We start from the raw sequence: 16,833 nt of genomic DNA, 5'->3' as shown, positions 1-16,833 counted from the left end.
TTTTTTATGGCGTTTTAACATATTTATCAGTAATTATCAGAAAATTTAAAATAACTATTGCATATTGATACATTCATATGTATAATAATTCCATAAGTTAAGGAGGACACCACTATGATACAACAGAAAGCATTAAACTTAATTAAGGTATTCATATGTACGGTATTTTTATGCGGCATCATTTTACCGTTATTTAATTTAAAAGCGCATGCCGAAGCTCAAGATCCGGTATGGGATAAAATCAAACAAAGAGGAGAGTTAAGGGTTGGATTATCTGCTGATTACGCACCATATGAGTTTGAATCAACAAAAAATGGTAAGCGTGAATATGTAGGTATTGATATTGAATTAGCCAAAAAAATTGCGGAAGATAACCATCTTAAACTAAAGATTGAAAACATGTCATTTGATAGCTTGCTTGGCGCTTTGAAAACTGGAAAAATCGATATGATTATTTCTGGGATGACACCAACACCAGAACGTAAAAAAGAAGTAGACTTCTCAGAGTTCTACATGAAATCTGGACAATCTATTATCGTTAAGAAAACAGAGATAGATAAATATAAATCATTACGTGATTTTGATAATAAAAGAATCGCAGCACAAAAACAAACAACACAAGAACAATTAGCTAAAACAGAAATTGAAAATGCGGATGTGCATTCATTAACGCGTTTACCGGAAGCGATTATGTCATTAAAAAGCGGTAAAGTAGATGGTGCCATTATCGAAAGACCTGTAGCCGAAGCATATTTACAACAAAATCCTGAATTAGGGTTTGCGAAGGTTAAATTCCATGAACCAGATAAAGATAATTCGATTGCGGTTCCTAAAAACGCACCCGTATTACTTGCGCAAGTAAACAAGTCAGTAAAAGATGTGAAAGATCAAAACTTAATTCCGAAATATAAAGAGATTGCCGCACAATCTATGGAAGAAGAAGGCAACTTCTTTACGAAATACGGCTCATTCTTTATGACAGGTATTAAAAATACAATTTTAATATCTATTGTTGGCGTAGTCTTCGGTGCTTTATTCGGCGCATTTTTCGCATTGATGAAATTAAGTTCAATCAAACCTTTGAAATGGTTGGCTTCAGTATATATTGAATTTATTAGAGGCACTCCATTGCTTGTACAAGTATTCTTAGTATTCTTCGGTACAACTGCGGTATTAGGTTGGGATATCTCAGCATTAATATGCGGGATGATTGCGATGGTTATCAACTGTGCGGCCTATATTGCGGAAATTATCAGAGCAGGTATTAACGCTGTTGATAAAGGACAAACTGAAGCAGCAAGAAGTTTAGGATTAAGCTACGGTCAAACAATTAAAACAATTATTTTACCTCAAGCTATTAAAAATATTTTACCTGCATTAGGTAATGAGTTTGTGACAGTTATTAAAGAATCATCAATTGTATCAGTCATTGGTGTCAGTGAGATTATGTTTAATGCACAAGTTGTACAAGGTGCATCATTTGATCCATTCACACCATTACTTGTAGCAGCAATTCTTTACTTTGTCTTAACCTTTGTATTATCAAGAGTCATGAACTTCTTTGAAGGGAGAATGAAAGTCAGTGATTAATATTAAACATTTGAAGAAAAACTTCGGCAGTAATGAAGTTTTAAAGAATATCGAATTAGAAATTAAAGCAGGGGAAGTTGTGGCGATCATCGGACCATCTGGTGGAGGTAAAAGTACATTACTACGTTGTATCAACCTTTTAGAACAACCTGATAGCGGTGAAATTATTTTTGAAGGTACAAACATTTTAGACAAAGATGTGAAAGTAAATGATTTAAGACAAAAAATGGGAATGGTTTTCCAAAACTTCAATTTATTTCCACATAAAACCGTCTTAGAAAACATTATGTTAGCACCGAAATTACTTAAACATACAGATACGGCGACTTTAAAACAAGAAGCTCAAGAGTTATTAAACAAAGTAGGTTTGTCTGATAAAGGTGACAGTTACCCAGCTCAATTATCAGGTGGACAAAAACAAAGGGTTGCGATTGCTAGAGCATTAGCAATGCACCCAGATGTGTTACTTTTTGATGAACCAACTTCAGCGCTGGATCCAGAAGTGGTGGGTGATGTACTTCAAGTTATGAAAGAACTTGCGAAAGAAGGCATGACCATGGTAGTTGTAACACATGAAATGCAGTTTGCGAGAGATGTCAGTGATAAAGTAGTCTTTATGGCAGATGGTATTGTAGCTGAAGCGGGGACACCTTCAGAAATTTTTGGTAATCCGCAAAATGAAAGAACACAACAATTTTTAAAACGCGTCTTATAACAACAAGGAGATGGCAGCGATGATTGAAGTAGGTATAGTAGGTGGCAGTGGATATGGAGCGATTGAACTTATTAGATTACTTCAACATCATCCTGCTGCACATATTAAATATGTTTTTTCTCATTCTAAAGCACAGGAATCCATTAAATATACATTTCCACATCTCTATCATAAAGATATTATGTTTACTGAGTTAGATGTTTCAAAAATAGATTGCGATATTATCTTTTTTGCGACACCTTCAAATGTATGTAAAAACTATGTGCCGAGTTTATTAGAAAAAGGGATAAAGGTCATTGATTTATCAGGTGATTTCCGTTTGAAAGATCGTGAAGTTTACCATCAATATTACAATGAGTATCCATTATCATCACAGTGGTTGAATCAAGCTGTTTATGGTTTAGCAGAATATCAGTCAGATTATGAAAATGTTAATTTGATAGCTAATCCAGGATGTTTTCCGACGGCCTCACTCTTAGCACTCGCACCGTTGATAGAAGCGGATGTCATTTGTGAAGACCAAATTATTATTGATGCCAAATCAGGTGTTTCTGGTGCTGGCAGATCTATTAAACAGCAAACCCATTTTCCAGAGTTGAACGAAAACTTTCAAGCCTATGCGATTGGAAAACACAAACATACACCAGAAATTAATCAATATTTAACTCAAGTAGCAAATAAAGAGATAAATGTAAGGTTTACACCGCATCTTGTGCCGATGAACAGAGGAATACTCGCCACATGTTATGTGACTTTTAAACAGCCTATTAAAGAAACAGAAATCAGAAGTATTTATCACAAAGCTTATGCGGATAAACCGTTTGTCAGATTAAGAGAACAAGGGACCTTCCCAGCCACCAAAGAAGTTGCGGGAAGTAATTATTGTGATATTGGCATTTATGTTGATGAAACTACACACTCCGCAATTATTGTGTCTGTAATAGATAATTTAGTCAAAGGCGCAAGTGGTCAGGCAATACAAAATATGAATAAATTATTCAAACTAGATGAACAAACAGGATTAGATTTTACACCTGTATATCCATAAAAGAAGGTGACAACGATGAATCAAACACAACAAGAATTTAAAGTTTTAAAACAAGGTGACGTCGCTTCACCTAAAGGGTTTAAAGCCGGCGGTCTTCATGTCGGTTTAAAAAAGCAAAAACGTGATTTTGGTTGGATTATCAGTGAAGTTCCTGCCCAAGCAGCAGGGATTTATACTGTAAATCCCTTTCAAGCAGCACCGCTTAAAGTAACACAACAAAGTATCGCATTAAACCATGAAATGCGCGCAATTATTGTGAATTCTGGCGTTGCGAATGCTTGTACGGGTCCACAAGGCTATCGAGATGCCTTAGCCATGCGCAGTCGTGCTGCACAAACATTGGAAATACCAACAGATTCAGTCGCGATTGCTTCTACAGGTGTTATTGGAACGTTGTTGCCGATGGATTTAATTGAATATGGGTGTTCTCAAATCAAACAACCTGAATATAATCAAAGTACTTATTTTAACAATGCGATTTTAACGACTGATACGGCTTCAAAACACATTGCGGTGGAAGTTGAAATTAACCAAAAAACGATCACAATTGGCGGAACCGCAAAAGGTTCAGGTATGATTCATCCCAACATGGCAACCATGCTTGGTTTTATCACAACAGATGCCAAAATCGAAAGTCACTATCTGCATGCTTTATTAAAATCAGTTGCGAATGATACATTCAATATGATTACTGTTGATGGCGATACCAGTACCAATGACATGGTATTAGTATATGCCAATGGTTTAGCAGAAAATGAGGCATTGTCACCCCAACATGCCGAATGGGCAAAATTTAAAGCGGCATTTTTCAAAGTTGCGCAATACCTAGCCATGTCTATTGCGAAAGATGGTGAAGGAGCCACAAAATTAGTGCGTGTTAAAGTTAATGGTGCTCCTTCCAAACACATAGCGGGTCAGACAGCTAAAGGCATTATTTCTTCTAACTTAGTCAAAACAGCATTATTTGGAGAAGATCCTAATATTGGTCGTTTGGCATCAGCGATTGGCAATGTCTATCCGGAAGTGAAGCCGCATGATGTCAATATTTGGTTATGTGATACTTTGGTCGTGAGTAACGGTTTACCTGTCTTATTTGATGAGTCGGCTTTAAAAGAGAAAATGAGTGCGGATTATATTGAAGTCATCGCAACTATAGGTAAAGAAAAATTTAGTCAGGAAGCATTTGGATGCGATTTATCCTATGATTATGTTCGTATTAATGCTTCATACAGAACGTGAGGTTTGTTTATGCAGTTTATTATTATTAAGATTGGTGGCAGTATCCTCAATCAATTAACATCTACGACATATAAACAAATTGCACAACTCAAAACAACAGGTTGGTATCCAATCATTGTACATGGTGGTGGTCCAATGATTAATGAAGCATTAAAAGAGAAGGGTGTTGAACCAGAATTTGTTAATGGTATCAGAAAAACTAACCTTGAAACGTTGAATATTGTTGTGAATACATTATTATGCCAAGTAAACGTAGGCATTGTTGAACAAGCGAATGAAAGCGCACAAAATTTCATTGGTATTAATGGAGCGTATTTTCCTATTTTCACATGTCGTCCAAACGACAAAGCATTAGGCTATGTTGCTGAACCAGAGAATATTAATCAAGATGTGTTTCTCCAATTGTGCAAAAATTATATACCAGTTGTGGCCTCTGTTGGCAGATATCATAATCAATTCTATAACATTAATGCGGATACACTTGCGTATAAAATCGCTGCCGCATTACGAGCGCCTTTAGTTATATTAAGCGACATTCCAGGCGTATTAAATCATGATGAAGTGATTTCAGAAATCCAATCTTCTGAGATTGATGCATTAGTTGCTTCAAATATCGTTACAGGCGGTATGATTCCAAAGTTGAAAGATGCCTCAGATGCACTAGAAGCGGGAGTTAAGGAAATCGTGATTGCACCAGGATATGAAGCAAACATCATTAAACAGTATCAAGAAGGCCAACAGATTGGCACAAAAATTTATAAATAATGAAGCATGAGCTGATATCGATTGAAAGATATCGGCTTTATTTTTTGAGGGAATTGTAGCTTGTTGTGAAGCATTGTGTGTTAAAATACAAAATGGACCATGGATATGGAGGCATTATGGTGGATAATAAACAATTAAAAAGAGAGATTATTGAATATGCCTATCAAATCGGAATAGACAGTATTGGTTTTACGACTGCGGATCCATTTGATGAGCTTAAACAAAAGTTAGTGGACTATCATGCCAAAGGATATGCATCTGGTTTTGAGGAATCAGATATTGAATTAAGAGTGAATTCCAAGTTATCAATGCCGACCGCAAGATCTATCATTGCTATTGCAGTAGGTTACCCGAATAAATTGAAGGGTGCACCAAAGAGTGTTCGAGGCGATAGAAGAGGGATGTTTGCAAGGGCATCATGGGGACAGGATTATCATACAATTATGCGAAAGCGTCTAGATAAATTAGGCGCATTTATTCAATCACGTGTACCTGATGTTGAAATGTTATCAATGGTAGATACAGGTGTGCTGTCAGATCGAGCAGTAGCTGAACGTGCGGGTCTTGGCTTCACAGGAAGAAATGGTTTTGTGATTAATCCTGACTTAGGAACATGGACTTATCTAGGTGAAATGCTGGTCAGTATCCCATTTGAACCTGATGATCCAATACTTGACAGTTGTGGTGACTGTACAATTTGTGTCGACCGTTGTCCAACAGGTGCCTTAGTAGGAGATGGGCAATTAAACAGTCAAAAATGCATCTCATTTTTGACACAGACAAAAGGCTATTTACCGGATGAATATCGCTACAAAATCGGTAATCGTTTATATGGTTGTGATACGTGTCAACAAGTCTGTCCTAAAAATAGAGGGATTAATACAGAACATGATGATATTGTATTAGAACCTGAAATTTTAAAACCCCGTTTAATTCCTTTATTACAAATGAGTAATAAAGAATTCAAAAACACGTATGGACATTTAGCAGGGGCTTGGAGAGGTAAAAAGCCGATTCAACGCAATGCGATTATTGCATTAGCACATTTTAATGAGACATCAGCATTGCCAGAGTTAAAAGAAGTCGCATTAAATGATCCAAGACCGATGATCAGAGCAACAGCTTATTGGGCAATCGGACAAATTGCAGGCGAAGATGCGCGTGAATTTATCGAAACGCATTTAGCAGGTGAAATAGATGAAGTACAAGAAGAAATGTTAAAAGGATTAGAAAAGAGGAATTAAGTAGCATGACAAATCACGTCGTATTATATCAACCCCAAATTCCTGCAAATACAGGGAATATCGCAAGAACATGTGCGGGTACGGATGCACATTTGCATCTGATTAAACCATTAGGATTCAGCACTGATGATAAAATGTTGAAACGTGCAGGATTAGATTATTGGGCACATGTAAATATAACTTATTATGAAAATATCGAAGAATTTTTCGAAAAAACTGAAGGCCATTACTATCTCATCACAAAGTTCGGTCAAACTACATTCACTGATTTTGATTATTCAAATTCAGAAGAAAATCATTATTTTGTGTTTGGACGTGAAACAACAGGTTTACCAGACTGGGTGAAAGAGAAGTATGCTGAAACAGCATTAAGAATACCAATGAATGATAATATTCGCTCTTTAAATTTATCTAATACCGCAGCAATTTTAGTCTATGAAGCATTAAGACAACAAAATTATCCTGATTTACACTAAAGGATGTTTGGGTTTGAGTGAAATCACGAAACGAAACAGGTATAATAGAATTAACTATAACGTATATCTAGGCGTTTACTTCTTTTGAGAACAGGGTAAATAATGTAGCAATTGAAGTGATATACGAACCGAGAACAATTAGAGGAGTGTACATTATGGCAATGAACTTTAAGGTTTTTCCAACTGCGGATAAAGCTGCACGCTATTCTGCAGACATTATCAGAAAGACATTTAATAATAATCCAACAACAATCATGGGTGTGCATCTAGCAGATGACAACGCGCCAGTTTTAGAAGACTTAAAACAAAACGTGTTACGTAACCCAGTTGATTTCAGTCAAATCAATATTTTAGATTATGATAACAACAAATCATATTATCAAACATTAGGTGTACCGGATACACAAGTATATGAATTATCATATAATGACGGTGTTGTTGAATTTATTGAAGAAAACATTAAATCAAAAGAAAATAAAGCAAAATTTACATTACAAGTGTTAACAATTAATGATAAAGGCAGCTTAGATGTAGCGGTTAAATCAGGTGTGATGCCTGCACGTGAAGTGATTTTAATTGTGACAGGTGCTGACAAAGCAGACTTAGTCAACAAATTATATAACGAAAATGGCAACTCAAGCTATGTTCCTTCTGACTTAAAAGCACACCGTATGGTGAATGTTATTTTAGATGAAGCGGCAGCTGCTGGTTTACCAGAAGATGTACGTCAGTACTTTACTGAACGTTTCGCTTAAGTTGAATCATAAACAATCAATTCAATCCGAGTTATGTTGAAGAATAAATACATAACTCGGATTTAGTTTGTGTTCAGCGCCTTTTTCCTTTATTATTTTGTTGAATGAGTAATTTCAGAAAGGAACATTTCCATGCAAAATTTACATAAACATTGGAAACTATTAATGGTAGCCACTACCATCTTTGGATTACTATCTATCAAAGGTTTTCCAATTGCGTTAGGCGCACTTTATTTGCCCGTCTTATTTCGTGTCGTCAAGCTGCAAATGAATTTATCAGAAGGTCTAGTCAGCCAACGAGATCCGCAACTCTTTATTAAGAGTAATCAAAAAGGGGTTATTATCAGTGTAGTTTGTTGTATTGCTGTGACATTTATTTTGTTTAAACCGCTTGGTGATTTCTACAACAGTTTAACTGGCATATTCGGTACATTAATTCAAATCAGCCCAGTGCTATTAGTGATTAGTATCATCTTATATATTTTGACTGCGGTTGCAGTAATTAAAGCTGTTAAGCATACATTTAACAATGTCGGAACTAAATAATAGATTGTATGAATTTGAGTCTAGCTTGCTAGGCTCATTTTTTCATTAAGAGACATGTAAGCGTTAACTATATAGAGATTTAATTTAAAATCGTTTAATGCTATACTTATGATAAATACCAAACATAAAGGGGAGACAAGTCAAATGTCAGTAAGAATTGAACATGATACATTCGGAGAAATTGAAGTACCTGGGGATAAGTTCTGGGGTGCTCAAACTGAAAGAAGTAAACGTAATTTCCCAGTAGGTAAAGAACGTATGCCAATTGAAGTTGTATACGGCTTTGCGCAACTTAAACGTGCAGCAGCTTTAGCTAACTTTGAATTAGGTAAATTAAGTGAAGCTAAAAAAGACGCTATTGTCTTTGCATGTGATCGTGTCATCAAAGGGGAACTTGATGAACACTTCCCACTTGTTGTATGGCAAACAGGAAGCGGTACGCAAAGTAATATGAACGTCAACGAAGTAGTCAGCTACGTAGCAAATGATTACTTAAAAAAACATGGCAGCGAAGAAACAGTTCATCCTAATGATGATGTGAATAAATCACAAAGCTCTAACGATACATTCCCAACTGCAATGCATGTTGCGTTGTATCATGAAATCGAAGCAAACTTAGAACCTGCTTTAAAACAATTACGTGATACATTCGCGAAAAAAGAAAAAGATTTCCATGACATTATCAAAATTGGACGTACACACTTACAAGATGCGACACCTATTCGTTTAGGACAAGAAATCAGTGGCTGGCGTTATATGCTTGATAAATGCGACCAATTATTAGGTGAATCGAAAGCGCATTTATTAAGCTTAGCAATCGGCGGTACAGCAGTAGGTACAGGTATTAACGCACACCCTAAATTCGGTGATATGGTAGCAGCAAATATTAAAGAAAACACGGGTTATCCATTTGTATCTTCTGAAAATAAATTCCATGCCTTAACTGCACATGATGAAGTAGTACAATTGCATGGTTCATTAAAAGCTTTAGCAGCTGACTTAATGAAAATCGCAAATGATATCCGTTGGTTAGCATCTGGTCCAAGAGCTGGATTAGCTGAAATCAGTATTCCTGAAAATGAACCAGGTTCTTCAATCATGCCAGGTAAAGTGAACCCAACTCAATGTGAAATGTTGACAATGGTTTCTGTACAAGTTATGGGTAACGATACAGTCGTAGGTATTGCGGCGTCTCAAGGTAATTTTGAATTAAACGTATTCAAACCTGTAATTATGGATAACACATTACAATCTATTTACTTGCTTGCAGATGGTATGCGTACATTTGACGAAAACTGTGCACAAGGTATTGAACCAATCGAAGAAAATATCGATCAATATCTAAACCGTTCATTAATGTTAGTAACTGCTTTAAACCCACATATCGGTTATGAAAAAGCAGCGAAAATTGCGAAAAATGCACATAAACAAGGTATTACACTTAAACAATCAGCTATTGATTCTGGTTATTTAACAGAAGAACAATTCGATGAATGGATTAAACCAGAAAATATGGTGGAACCAAAAGAATAATCTTTATCTATAACAATACAATGTAAAAAGGAGAGGGCCGCGGCCTTCTCCTTTTCTTTATTATTTTTTATCATCTAATGATACAGAAATCTTTTCCTTCGTTAACGGGTGGATAAATTCTATTTTATGACTGTGTAAGCGTAATTGGCGCAACTTAGAATCGCCATATAACGGATCACCAATGACTGGATGACCGATTGCGGCTAAGTGGACACGGATTTGGTGTGTACGTCCAGTATCTAATTTAATATCTAATTCGCATTCGTTTTCTTTCAGCATACGTGCATCTAAAATATGTGTAATCGCTTGTTGACCAGTTGGTGAGACCCGTCTGCGGTTTGGATGGAACTTGTCTTTACCGATAGGCTGATCAATGGTTTGCGGCTTAAGCGGTAATAAGCTTTTAACGACTGCTTTATAAATTCTAGAAATTTGATTTTCCTCTAACATACGATCCAATAATTTTTTCATCAATGGATTTTTAGCGACAATCAACAAGCCAACTGTTTCTTGATCGAGTCGATGAATGGGCTCAACATAATCACTGTCTAAAGTATAAATCACATGATTCATCAATGTATTGCTTTCTTTTAAGTCGTTTGGATGTGTTTTAACGCCTTTAGGCTTTTTAATAATCGCAATATCTGCATCTTCATAATAAACATCTGCATAACGATAACTTGGTAAATAGTTGCTTTTTTCGTCTGGAGTCGGGACAAATACTAGGTCTCCTTGTTGCACTTTTGCTGACAACTGTGCAGGTGCTTGATTAATGGTAATGGCCTTTGACATATTTAATTGATGCAGTTCTTTCTTTGGTAACTTCACATCTTGGAAAATTTCTCTTAATGTATAGCCGTTATATTGTTCAGGTACTTTAAATTCCATAACTTCCTCCTCGATTGTTCCTTAATATCATAACATATTCTGAGGGAGGATAGTTGCGTGTTCAAGTAGAATGCTATCGTTATATAGAGTGAATCGGTATAATAAAAATAAGATTAAAGATGAGTGAGGTGAGCACTGTGGTTAAACCGACCCGTTTGGCATTATTAAAAGAGATAGCCGAATATCTAAATGAAGAAACCGAAATTTATACCATGATGCACGGCGCATTAAAACTTTTAATTGAAGGCAGCACATTTACAACTGGCTGGATTTTCTTCATCAATGAAGCTGGGGAACATGAAATGGCTGCTGACTACCAATTACCGTGTTCTTTAACGAAGCATGATTGTCAAAGCATGCGAGAAGGGACGTGTTGGTGTGTACAAGCCTATCACAGTGAAAAGTTAATGAAAGCCTCGAATATCATTCATTGTTCTAGAATCAGTGCCGCAAATCAAGAATACGCGGATGAATCGGAAGGGATTACACATCATGCGACGGTTCCATTACGTTCAGGAAATGAACGGTTTGGCTTATTAAATGTTGCTTCACCTGATACTATAAAATATTCAGAAGAGGATTTGGAACTGTTAGAATCCGTGGCATTTCAAATTGGTTCTACAATTAAGCGTATTGAATTAACGAATAAAGAGAAAGAAGCGGCGCGTTTAAATGAACGCAACCGATTAGCACGAGATTTACATGACTCTGTTAATCAGATGCTGTTTTCTTTAAAGCTGACTGCACATGCTGCGTATGGGATGACAAAAGAACCTGTTGCGAAAAAGGCATTTGAAACGATTGAGACAACGAGCCAACAAGCTGTGAATGAGATGAGAGCGTTAATTTGGCAGTTAAAACCCATTGGATTAGAACATGGATTAGTCAGTGCGTTAAAACAATACAGCCATTTAATTGGGATTCAACCTGAAATAGAAGTAGAAGGTCTTATTGATTTGTCTAGCAGTGTTGAAGAACATAGTTATCGCATTTTGCAAGAAGCCATGAATAATATTAAAAAGCATGCGCAAACCAATCAAGCACACATACACTTGCATCAACATGACGGCAGTTTTGATATGGTGATTTCAGATAACGGTGCAGGTTTTAATCCGGATTGGATTGACCAAACTTCCCACGGTATTTACAATATGCGTCAACGCATTAAACAAATACAAGGGAAAATGGAGATAAATTCTAAATTGGGACAAGGGACAACGATACGATTACGTGTACCATTGACTCATACAGAGAAGGAGACAAATCATGAATCAAGTCGTTTTGATAGATGATCATTACATTGTACGTCAAGGTTTGGAATTTTTGATTTCAACGATTGATGATTTAAATGTACAAGGCGCTTTTGCGAACGGCAAAGCATTTATAGCTGAGTTAGAACAAAGTCAACAACCCCCAGATATTGTACTGCTTGATTTAGTGATGCCAGAGATGAATGGCATTGAAGTTACAGAATATCTGAAAACACACTATCCAGAAATTAAAATATTAGTACTGACGAGCTATGCGGATGATGAACATGTCATTTCAGCTATTAATAAAGGGGCAGATGGCTACGAAATGAAAGATGTAGAGCCTGAACAGCTTATCACATCCATACATAAAGTACTGCAAGGAGAAAAAATGATTCATCCACAAGTACAAAAAGTGATGGAGAATGTCGCGAAAAAGCCGCATCATATTAATAAACTTTCAAATCGAGAAAAAGATGTGTTAAAAGAAATGGCGAAAGGTAAAACAAATCGCGAAATTGCGGAAGCACTATTTGTATCTGAAAAGACCATCAAAACGCATGTCAGCCATATCTTTTCTAAACTGCAAGTCAGTGACCGCACACAAGCAGCTATTTATGCAATGGAAAATAAACTTATCTAATTCAACATTAAACGTATATGAAAGATGATACTAATATCTTTCATATACGTTTATTTATTTTGTGAAAAATAGCACAATAAAATGTACATTTACTATTTATGTAAAATTAGACTATAATAGAAGTATACAAAGGGGGATGAGACATATGAAGAGTAAAAAGTTAACCATCAATATCGTCATTGCACTCGTAGCAGGGATTGTGATTGGATCTATTTGCGATATTTACGCAAATACAAGTTTAGTTAAAGGGGTCGACCAATATTTCTTTAATACTGTGGGTCAAATATTTCTAAACTTAATCTTTATGCTCGTTGTACCAGTCGTATTTGTATCGATTGTACTGGGTGTAGTTGGTGTTGGAGATCCAAAGTTATTAGGCGGCATAGGTTTAAAGACATTAGTCTTTTTCTTATGTACGACAGCCATCGCGATTACGATTGCAATTGTTTTGGCATTAATCGTAAAACCTGGGGCAGGTCATTCGGATTTAATGAAGAGCACTGAGGTTTCTTCTTATCAAAAAACGTTAGATAAACAAAGTGAAGGGGCAGAAGCGCCAGCGAATCAAACGTTTGATCAGACATTGATTAACCTGTTTCCAAAGAACCCAATTGAATCTATGACACAAGGGAACATGTTGCAAGTTATTACCTTCTCGATTTTTATAGGTATCGGGATGATGGTATTAGGTGACAAAGCATTAATCGTCAGGCAGTTCTTTGAACAATTCAATGAAATACTGATGTACATTATTTCTATGATAATGCGTGTATTTGCGCCTATTGGCACATTTTGTTTAGTCGCACATGCATTTACAGGTGCAGGCCTTGGCGCAATTAAACAACTTGGTTTATACTTTATCGTTGTTTTAGCTGCTTTAATTTTACATTTCTTCTTAATTTATGGCGGTACGATCAAGTTTATTGCGAAAGATAGTCCGATTAAATTCTTTAAAGGCTTTATTCCAGCGATAACAATTGGTTTCGGAGGTTCAAGTTCAAACGCTGCACTGCCAGTTTCAATGGAATGTACAAAGAAAATGGGTGTACGCCCAGCGATAGCATCCTTTGTGCAACCGCTTGGAGCCACAATTAATATGGATGGTACAGCCATTATGCAAGGGGTAGCTACAGTCTTTATTGCGCAAATTTCGGGCGCTCAATTGACGATCTTGCAAATTTTGACAGTTATTGTGATTGCGGTCATCGCAAGTATCGGTACTGCAGGTGTACCGGGTGTTGGCTTAATAATGTTAGCAATGGTGTTAACTGCCGTTGATTTAAATCCAGCAGCTATCGGTATTATTATTGGTATAGACAGACTCTTAGATATGACACGTACAGCTGTAAATATAACAGGGGATGCAGCATGTGCCTTCATGATTTCTAAACAAGAAGATAGAAAAGCACTCAGTAAATAGCAAGTTACAAAGGCTTGGGATGTTCTAGAAACGTCTCAGTCTTTTTTAATACGTTTAAATATGACTTAACTGTGAAGTGAATATTTCTACTTTAAGGTAAAATTAACTTAAAATGTAAAAATGACTTGAAATATCGCAAATTTTCGCCATAATAGAATAAGGGTATAAAACACCATAACAAGTTTAACCAATTCAATGAGATTATATGGAATTGGTAAATATATAATGCGTGATGTGTTTGATTATTTAGACAATTTCGGATATATCAAAATACGTCATAAAAGCTAAATTCGCTCTTTTAATTTTTCGCATTTTGTATTAAGATGTAATTTGTGTTTCAAGAATTGTGTATTATTGCAATTTCTTGCGTACGGAAAGATTACACAATAGAAAGGTAGAGTAATGATGGACAGACAAAGTTTTACAGATTTAATTCAAACGAAGTTCAAGATGGTGAGAATAGAAGCGGGATACACTCAAGATACGATGGCTCAAACAATTGGGTTATCAAAGAAAACATTAGTACAAATTGAGAAAGAACGCGTCTTACCAAACTGGACAACATGTGTTTCAATTTGCGCTTTATTCAGAGACTCTGATGTCTTAAATAGTACGTTTGGATGTGACCCCCTTGAAATCGTCCAAACTATTTCTAGAAATCACTGTGCATATCCTAAACATGCGACAACAAGTGATATCTACTGGAATACATTAGATTCTAAAAACGGATTTATCCTGCAAAGTAATAAAGTCAGTGAAATCTACCGTGTTTTAAATCAAAACAAACAACCTATTTTTGGTACTTCTAAATTAAGAGAAGCTGAAACATATTTCGGAAGAATCTCTAAAGATGAATTAGTACATGCTTAATTCAACTGATAAATAAGTGATAACAGAATCTTTTACAGAGATTGATACACTATTTATCCAACATAAGACTTTACTTATAAAGATTGATGGCTTAAGTCCATCAATCTTTTTTCTATTTTGAAACCTCTGAATTGTGCATGTTAAGAAATATATTGTAATATTAATGCTACGAGTGATTGAAAAGGAGATAAAAATTATGCACGCATTTTTCGTCATATTATTTATGATTGTGATAGGCGCAATTATTGGCGGTGTTACGAATATCATTGCGATTAAAATGTTATTCCATCCGCAAAAAGCGTACCATATTGGTAAATGGCGTATTCCATTCACGCCTGGTTTAGTCCCAAAACGCAGAGATGAAATCGCGAATAAGATTGGACGTGTCATCGAAGAGCACTTAATAACTGAAACGTTGATTAAAGAAAAAATTAGTTCGGCGAGTGCTAGAACAGCGATTGAAGGATTTCTATCACAGCAAATTAATAAATTAGGCAGTGATCGCGCAACACTGCAAAACTTTGCGCAGTCGCTAGATATAGATTTCGAAACTGCAGCACAGCAAAAAGTACAAAAATTAATTGAAGATAAATTACAGCAATATTATCAGGAACACGGAGAAGCTGAATTACATTCACTAATACCTAAAGCATTAGAAGTTGAGTTGGATGAGAAAGTTGAAGATTTAACACCCTTGCTTTGTGATCGTGCGCGCATCTATTTATCCTCTCAAAAAGGGGAACAAGATATCTATAATATGTTAGATACGTTCTTTGAAGAAAAAGGTAAAATCGTTGGTTTGCTTCAGATGTTTATGACTAAAGAAAGTATTGCTGAGCGTATTCAAATGGAATTGATTCGTTTAACGAATCATCCAAAAGCACGTCAAATTGCTGCACAGCTCATTAGAAATGAATATCAGACGCTGAAAGGTAAACATTTGAATCAAGTGTTATCTCAAACACAATTCACGAACATCAAAGAAAAAATGACGCCGATTATGATGGCTTATATTGATATTCCTCATAAAGCGAACCAACCGATTTCTGAGCTAGCACCTGGCTTAGTACAATATGCACAAGCACATGCAGCGAGCTTTATGACAGATTTAATTGTGGATAAAGCTGCTGAACATATTTCTTCAATTATGAAACAAGTGAATTTAAGCGGTATTGTAGAAGAACAAATTAATTCATTTGATTTAGATTATATTGAACGTCTGATTATAGAAATCGCTAATAAAGAATTGAAATTAATTATGCTGCTCGGTTTTTTACTGGGTGGAATTATTGGTTGTTTACAAGGTATTATTGCATTGTTCGTTTAAAAAGAACATGGCAGGGAATGTAAGTAGAGGCAGTTAATAAGAAAATAGGTAAATGTTTCGACACTGTTATGCATTTATGTTATGTTTATTGACGACGTAGTAAAACAAATACTTATAGGAGTGAATTTGAAATGGCAGTAGATTTAAAAGAACAAGCAAACCAATTAGAAGAGGCTTTAAGACAAAGTGATGAGTATAAAGCAATCAAAGATGCTTATGACAAAGTTAAAGCTAATGAAGAATCTAAAAAATTATTCGATGAGTTCCGCGAAACTCAATTGAAATTCCAACAAATGCAAATGCAAGGACAACAAATCGAAGAAGAAGACTTGAAAAAAGCTCAAGAGCAAGCACAAGCAATTGAAAAAGACGAAAACATTGCTGAATTAATGCAAGCTGAACAACAAATGAGCCAAGTATTCCAAGAAATCAACCAAATCATCGTAAAACCTTTAGATGAAGTTTACGCTGAAGAAGAAAAATAATATTTGGTAGTTTAACTGTCGGGTGTGATCACTCGGCAG

17 protein-coding genes are annotated in these 16,833 nt (G+C 35.8%); 16 read left to right on the top strand and 1 reads right to left on the bottom strand.

Going from position 1 to position 16,833, the window contains the following annotated elements; genetic code table 11:
* The first annotated feature begins 114 nt into the window (after positions 1–114).
* The 10 genes from ACFCT9_RS04975 (at position 115) to fumC (ending at position 9,911) form a co-directional block, all read left to right on the top strand.
* A complete protein-coding gene (locus ACFCT9_RS04975; protein ID WP_412521353.1) occupies positions 115–1,590 on the top strand; it encodes an ABC transporter permease subunit in 1,476 nt (491 codons plus the stop codon).
* Positions 1,583–2,305, top strand: a complete 723-nt coding sequence (locus ACFCT9_RS04970) for an amino acid ABC transporter ATP-binding protein (RefSeq protein ID WP_412521351.1) — start codon at positions 1,583–1,585, stop codon at positions 2,303–2,305. The genes ACFCT9_RS04975 and ACFCT9_RS04970 overlap by 8 nt, the downstream gene beginning before the upstream one ends.
* Before the next feature lie 19 nt (positions 2,306–2,324).
* Positions 2,325–3,353 (top strand): N-acetyl-gamma-glutamyl-phosphate reductase, encoded by a 1,029-nt coding sequence (argC, locus tag ACFCT9_RS04965; protein ID WP_412521349.1) that lies wholly within the window; start codon positions 2,325–2,327, stop codon positions 3,351–3,353.
* Between the two features lie 15 nt (positions 3,354–3,368).
* Entirely contained in the window at positions 3,369–4,592 is a 1,224-nt protein-coding gene (gene argJ, locus ACFCT9_RS04960; protein ID WP_412521347.1) for a bifunctional glutamate N-acetyltransferase/amino-acid acetyltransferase ArgJ, read from the top strand.
* 9 nt (positions 4,593–4,601) lie between these two features.
* Positions 4,602–5,357 (top strand): acetylglutamate kinase, encoded by a 756-nt coding sequence (gene argB / locus ACFCT9_RS04955; protein ID WP_412521345.1) that lies wholly within the window; start codon positions 4,602–4,604, stop codon positions 5,355–5,357.
* Positions 5,358–5,476: 119 nt separating this feature from the next.
* The gene (queG, locus tag ACFCT9_RS04950) at positions 5,477–6,601 is read left to right on the top strand and encodes a tRNA epoxyqueuosine(34) reductase QueG (RefSeq protein WP_412521343.1); all 1,125 of its coding nucleotides are present in this window, start codon (positions 5,477–5,479) and stop codon (positions 6,599–6,601) included.
* Positions 6,602–6,606: 5 nt separating this feature from the next.
* Complete coding sequence (gene trmL, locus ACFCT9_RS04945; RefSeq protein ID WP_412521341.1) at positions 6,607–7,077, top strand: tRNA (uridine(34)/cytosine(34)/5-carboxymethylaminomethyluridine(34)-2'-O)-methyltransferase TrmL; 471 nt, start codon at positions 6,607–6,609, stop codon at positions 7,075–7,077.
* Between the two features lie 155 nt (positions 7,078–7,232).
* Positions 7,233–7,832: a glucosamine-6-phosphate isomerase gene (locus tag ACFCT9_RS04940; protein WP_412521339.1), complete on the top strand. Its 600-nt coding sequence runs from the start codon at positions 7,233–7,235 to the stop codon at positions 7,830–7,832.
* A gap of 132 nt (positions 7,833–7,964) precedes the next feature.
* A complete protein-coding gene (locus ACFCT9_RS04935) occupies positions 7,965–8,378 on the top strand; it encodes a hypothetical protein (protein WP_412521337.1) in 414 nt (137 codons plus the stop codon).
* Between the two features lie 144 nt (positions 8,379–8,522).
* Positions 8,523–9,911 (top strand): class II fumarate hydratase, encoded by a 1,389-nt coding sequence (gene fumC, locus ACFCT9_RS04930; protein WP_023016261.1) that lies wholly within the window; start codon positions 8,523–8,525, stop codon positions 9,909–9,911.
* A gap of 60 nt (positions 9,912–9,971) precedes the next feature.
* Here the strand turns inward: fumC and ACFCT9_RS04925 are convergent, their stop codons facing one another.
* Entirely contained in the window at positions 9,972–10,799 is an 828-nt protein-coding gene (locus tag ACFCT9_RS04925) for an RluA family pseudouridine synthase (RefSeq protein ID WP_412521334.1), read from the bottom strand.
* A gap of 137 nt (positions 10,800–10,936) precedes the next feature.
* Here ACFCT9_RS04925 and ACFCT9_RS04920 point away from each other — a divergent pair, with 137 nt between their 5' ends.
* The 6 genes from ACFCT9_RS04920 to ACFCT9_RS04895 all read left to right on the top strand — a co-directional run bounded on the left by ACFCT9_RS04920 (position 10,937) and on the right by ACFCT9_RS04895 (position 16,794).
* Positions 10,937–12,091, top strand: a complete 1,155-nt coding sequence (locus tag ACFCT9_RS04920; protein ID WP_412521332.1) for a GAF domain-containing sensor histidine kinase — start codon at positions 10,937–10,939, stop codon at positions 12,089–12,091.
* Positions 12,066–12,692, top strand: a complete 627-nt coding sequence (locus ACFCT9_RS04915) for a response regulator (protein WP_412521330.1) — start codon at positions 12,066–12,068, stop codon at positions 12,690–12,692. Before ACFCT9_RS04920 ends, ACFCT9_RS04915 begins: the two co-directional genes overlap by 26 nt.
* 145 nt (positions 12,693–12,837) lie before the next feature.
* Complete coding sequence (locus ACFCT9_RS04910) at positions 12,838–14,112, top strand: dicarboxylate/amino acid:cation symporter (protein WP_412521328.1); 1,275 nt, start codon at positions 12,838–12,840, stop codon at positions 14,110–14,112.
* Between the two features lie 405 nt (positions 14,113–14,517).
* Entirely contained in the window at positions 14,518–14,982 is a 465-nt protein-coding gene (locus tag ACFCT9_RS04905) for a helix-turn-helix transcriptional regulator (protein ID WP_002481289.1), read from the top strand.
* 196 nt (positions 14,983–15,178) lie between these two features.
* Entirely contained in the window at positions 15,179–16,309 is a 1,131-nt protein-coding gene (locus ACFCT9_RS04900) for a DUF445 domain-containing protein (RefSeq protein ID WP_412521326.1), read from the top strand.
* A 131-nt stretch (positions 16,310–16,440) separates the two neighbouring features.
* Complete coding sequence (locus tag ACFCT9_RS04895; RefSeq protein ID WP_412521324.1) at positions 16,441–16,794, top strand: YlbF/YmcA family competence regulator; 354 nt, start codon at positions 16,441–16,443, stop codon at positions 16,792–16,794.
* Positions 16,795–16,833: the final 39 nt, after the last annotated feature.

Source organism: Staphylococcus simulans, from assembly GCF_047037175.1.
GTDB lineage: Bacteria > Bacillota > Bacilli > Staphylococcales > Staphylococcaceae > Staphylococcus > Staphylococcus simulans_C.
This window is presented reverse-complemented; position numbering and strand designations above follow the sequence as displayed.

Coding starts and splice junctions, on each gene's coding strand:
- ACFCT9_RS04975 (WP_412521353.1), top strand. CDS start 115: ATGATACAACAGAAAGCATTAAACTTAATTAAGGTATTCATATGTACG.
- argC (WP_412521349.1), top strand. CDS start 2,325: ATGATTGAAGTAGGTATAGTAGGTGGCAGTGGATATGGAGCGATTGAA.
- argJ (WP_412521347.1), top strand. CDS start 3,369: ATGAATCAAACACAACAAGAATTTAAAGTTTTAAAACAAGGTGACGTC.
- argB (WP_412521345.1), top strand. CDS start 4,602: ATGCAGTTTATTATTATTAAGATTGGTGGCAGTATCCTCAATCAATTA.
- trmL (WP_412521341.1), top strand. CDS start 6,607: ATGACAAATCACGTCGTATTATATCAACCCCAAATTCCTGCAAATACA.
- ACFCT9_RS04940 (WP_412521339.1), top strand. CDS start 7,233: ATGGCAATGAACTTTAAGGTTTTTCCAACTGCGGATAAAGCTGCACGC.
- ACFCT9_RS04935 (WP_412521337.1), top strand. CDS start 7,965: ATGCAAAATTTACATAAACATTGGAAACTATTAATGGTAGCCACTACC.
- fumC (WP_023016261.1), top strand. CDS start 8,523: ATGTCAGTAAGAATTGAACATGATACATTCGGAGAAATTGAAGTACCT.
- ACFCT9_RS04925 (WP_412521334.1), bottom strand. CDS start 10,799: ATGGAATTTAAAGTACCTGAACAATATAACGGCTATACATTAAGAGAA.
- ACFCT9_RS04915 (WP_412521330.1), top strand. CDS start 12,066: ATGAATCAAGTCGTTTTGATAGATGATCATTACATTGTACGTCAAGGT.
- ACFCT9_RS04910 (WP_412521328.1), top strand. CDS start 12,838: ATGAAGAGTAAAAAGTTAACCATCAATATCGTCATTGCACTCGTAGCA.
- ACFCT9_RS04905 (WP_002481289.1), top strand. CDS start 14,518: ATGGACAGACAAAGTTTTACAGATTTAATTCAAACGAAGTTCAAGATG.
- ACFCT9_RS04900 (WP_412521326.1), top strand. CDS start 15,179: ATGCACGCATTTTTCGTCATATTATTTATGATTGTGATAGGCGCAATT.
- ACFCT9_RS04895 (WP_412521324.1), top strand. CDS start 16,441: ATGGCAGTAGATTTAAAAGAACAAGCAAACCAATTAGAAGAGGCTTTA.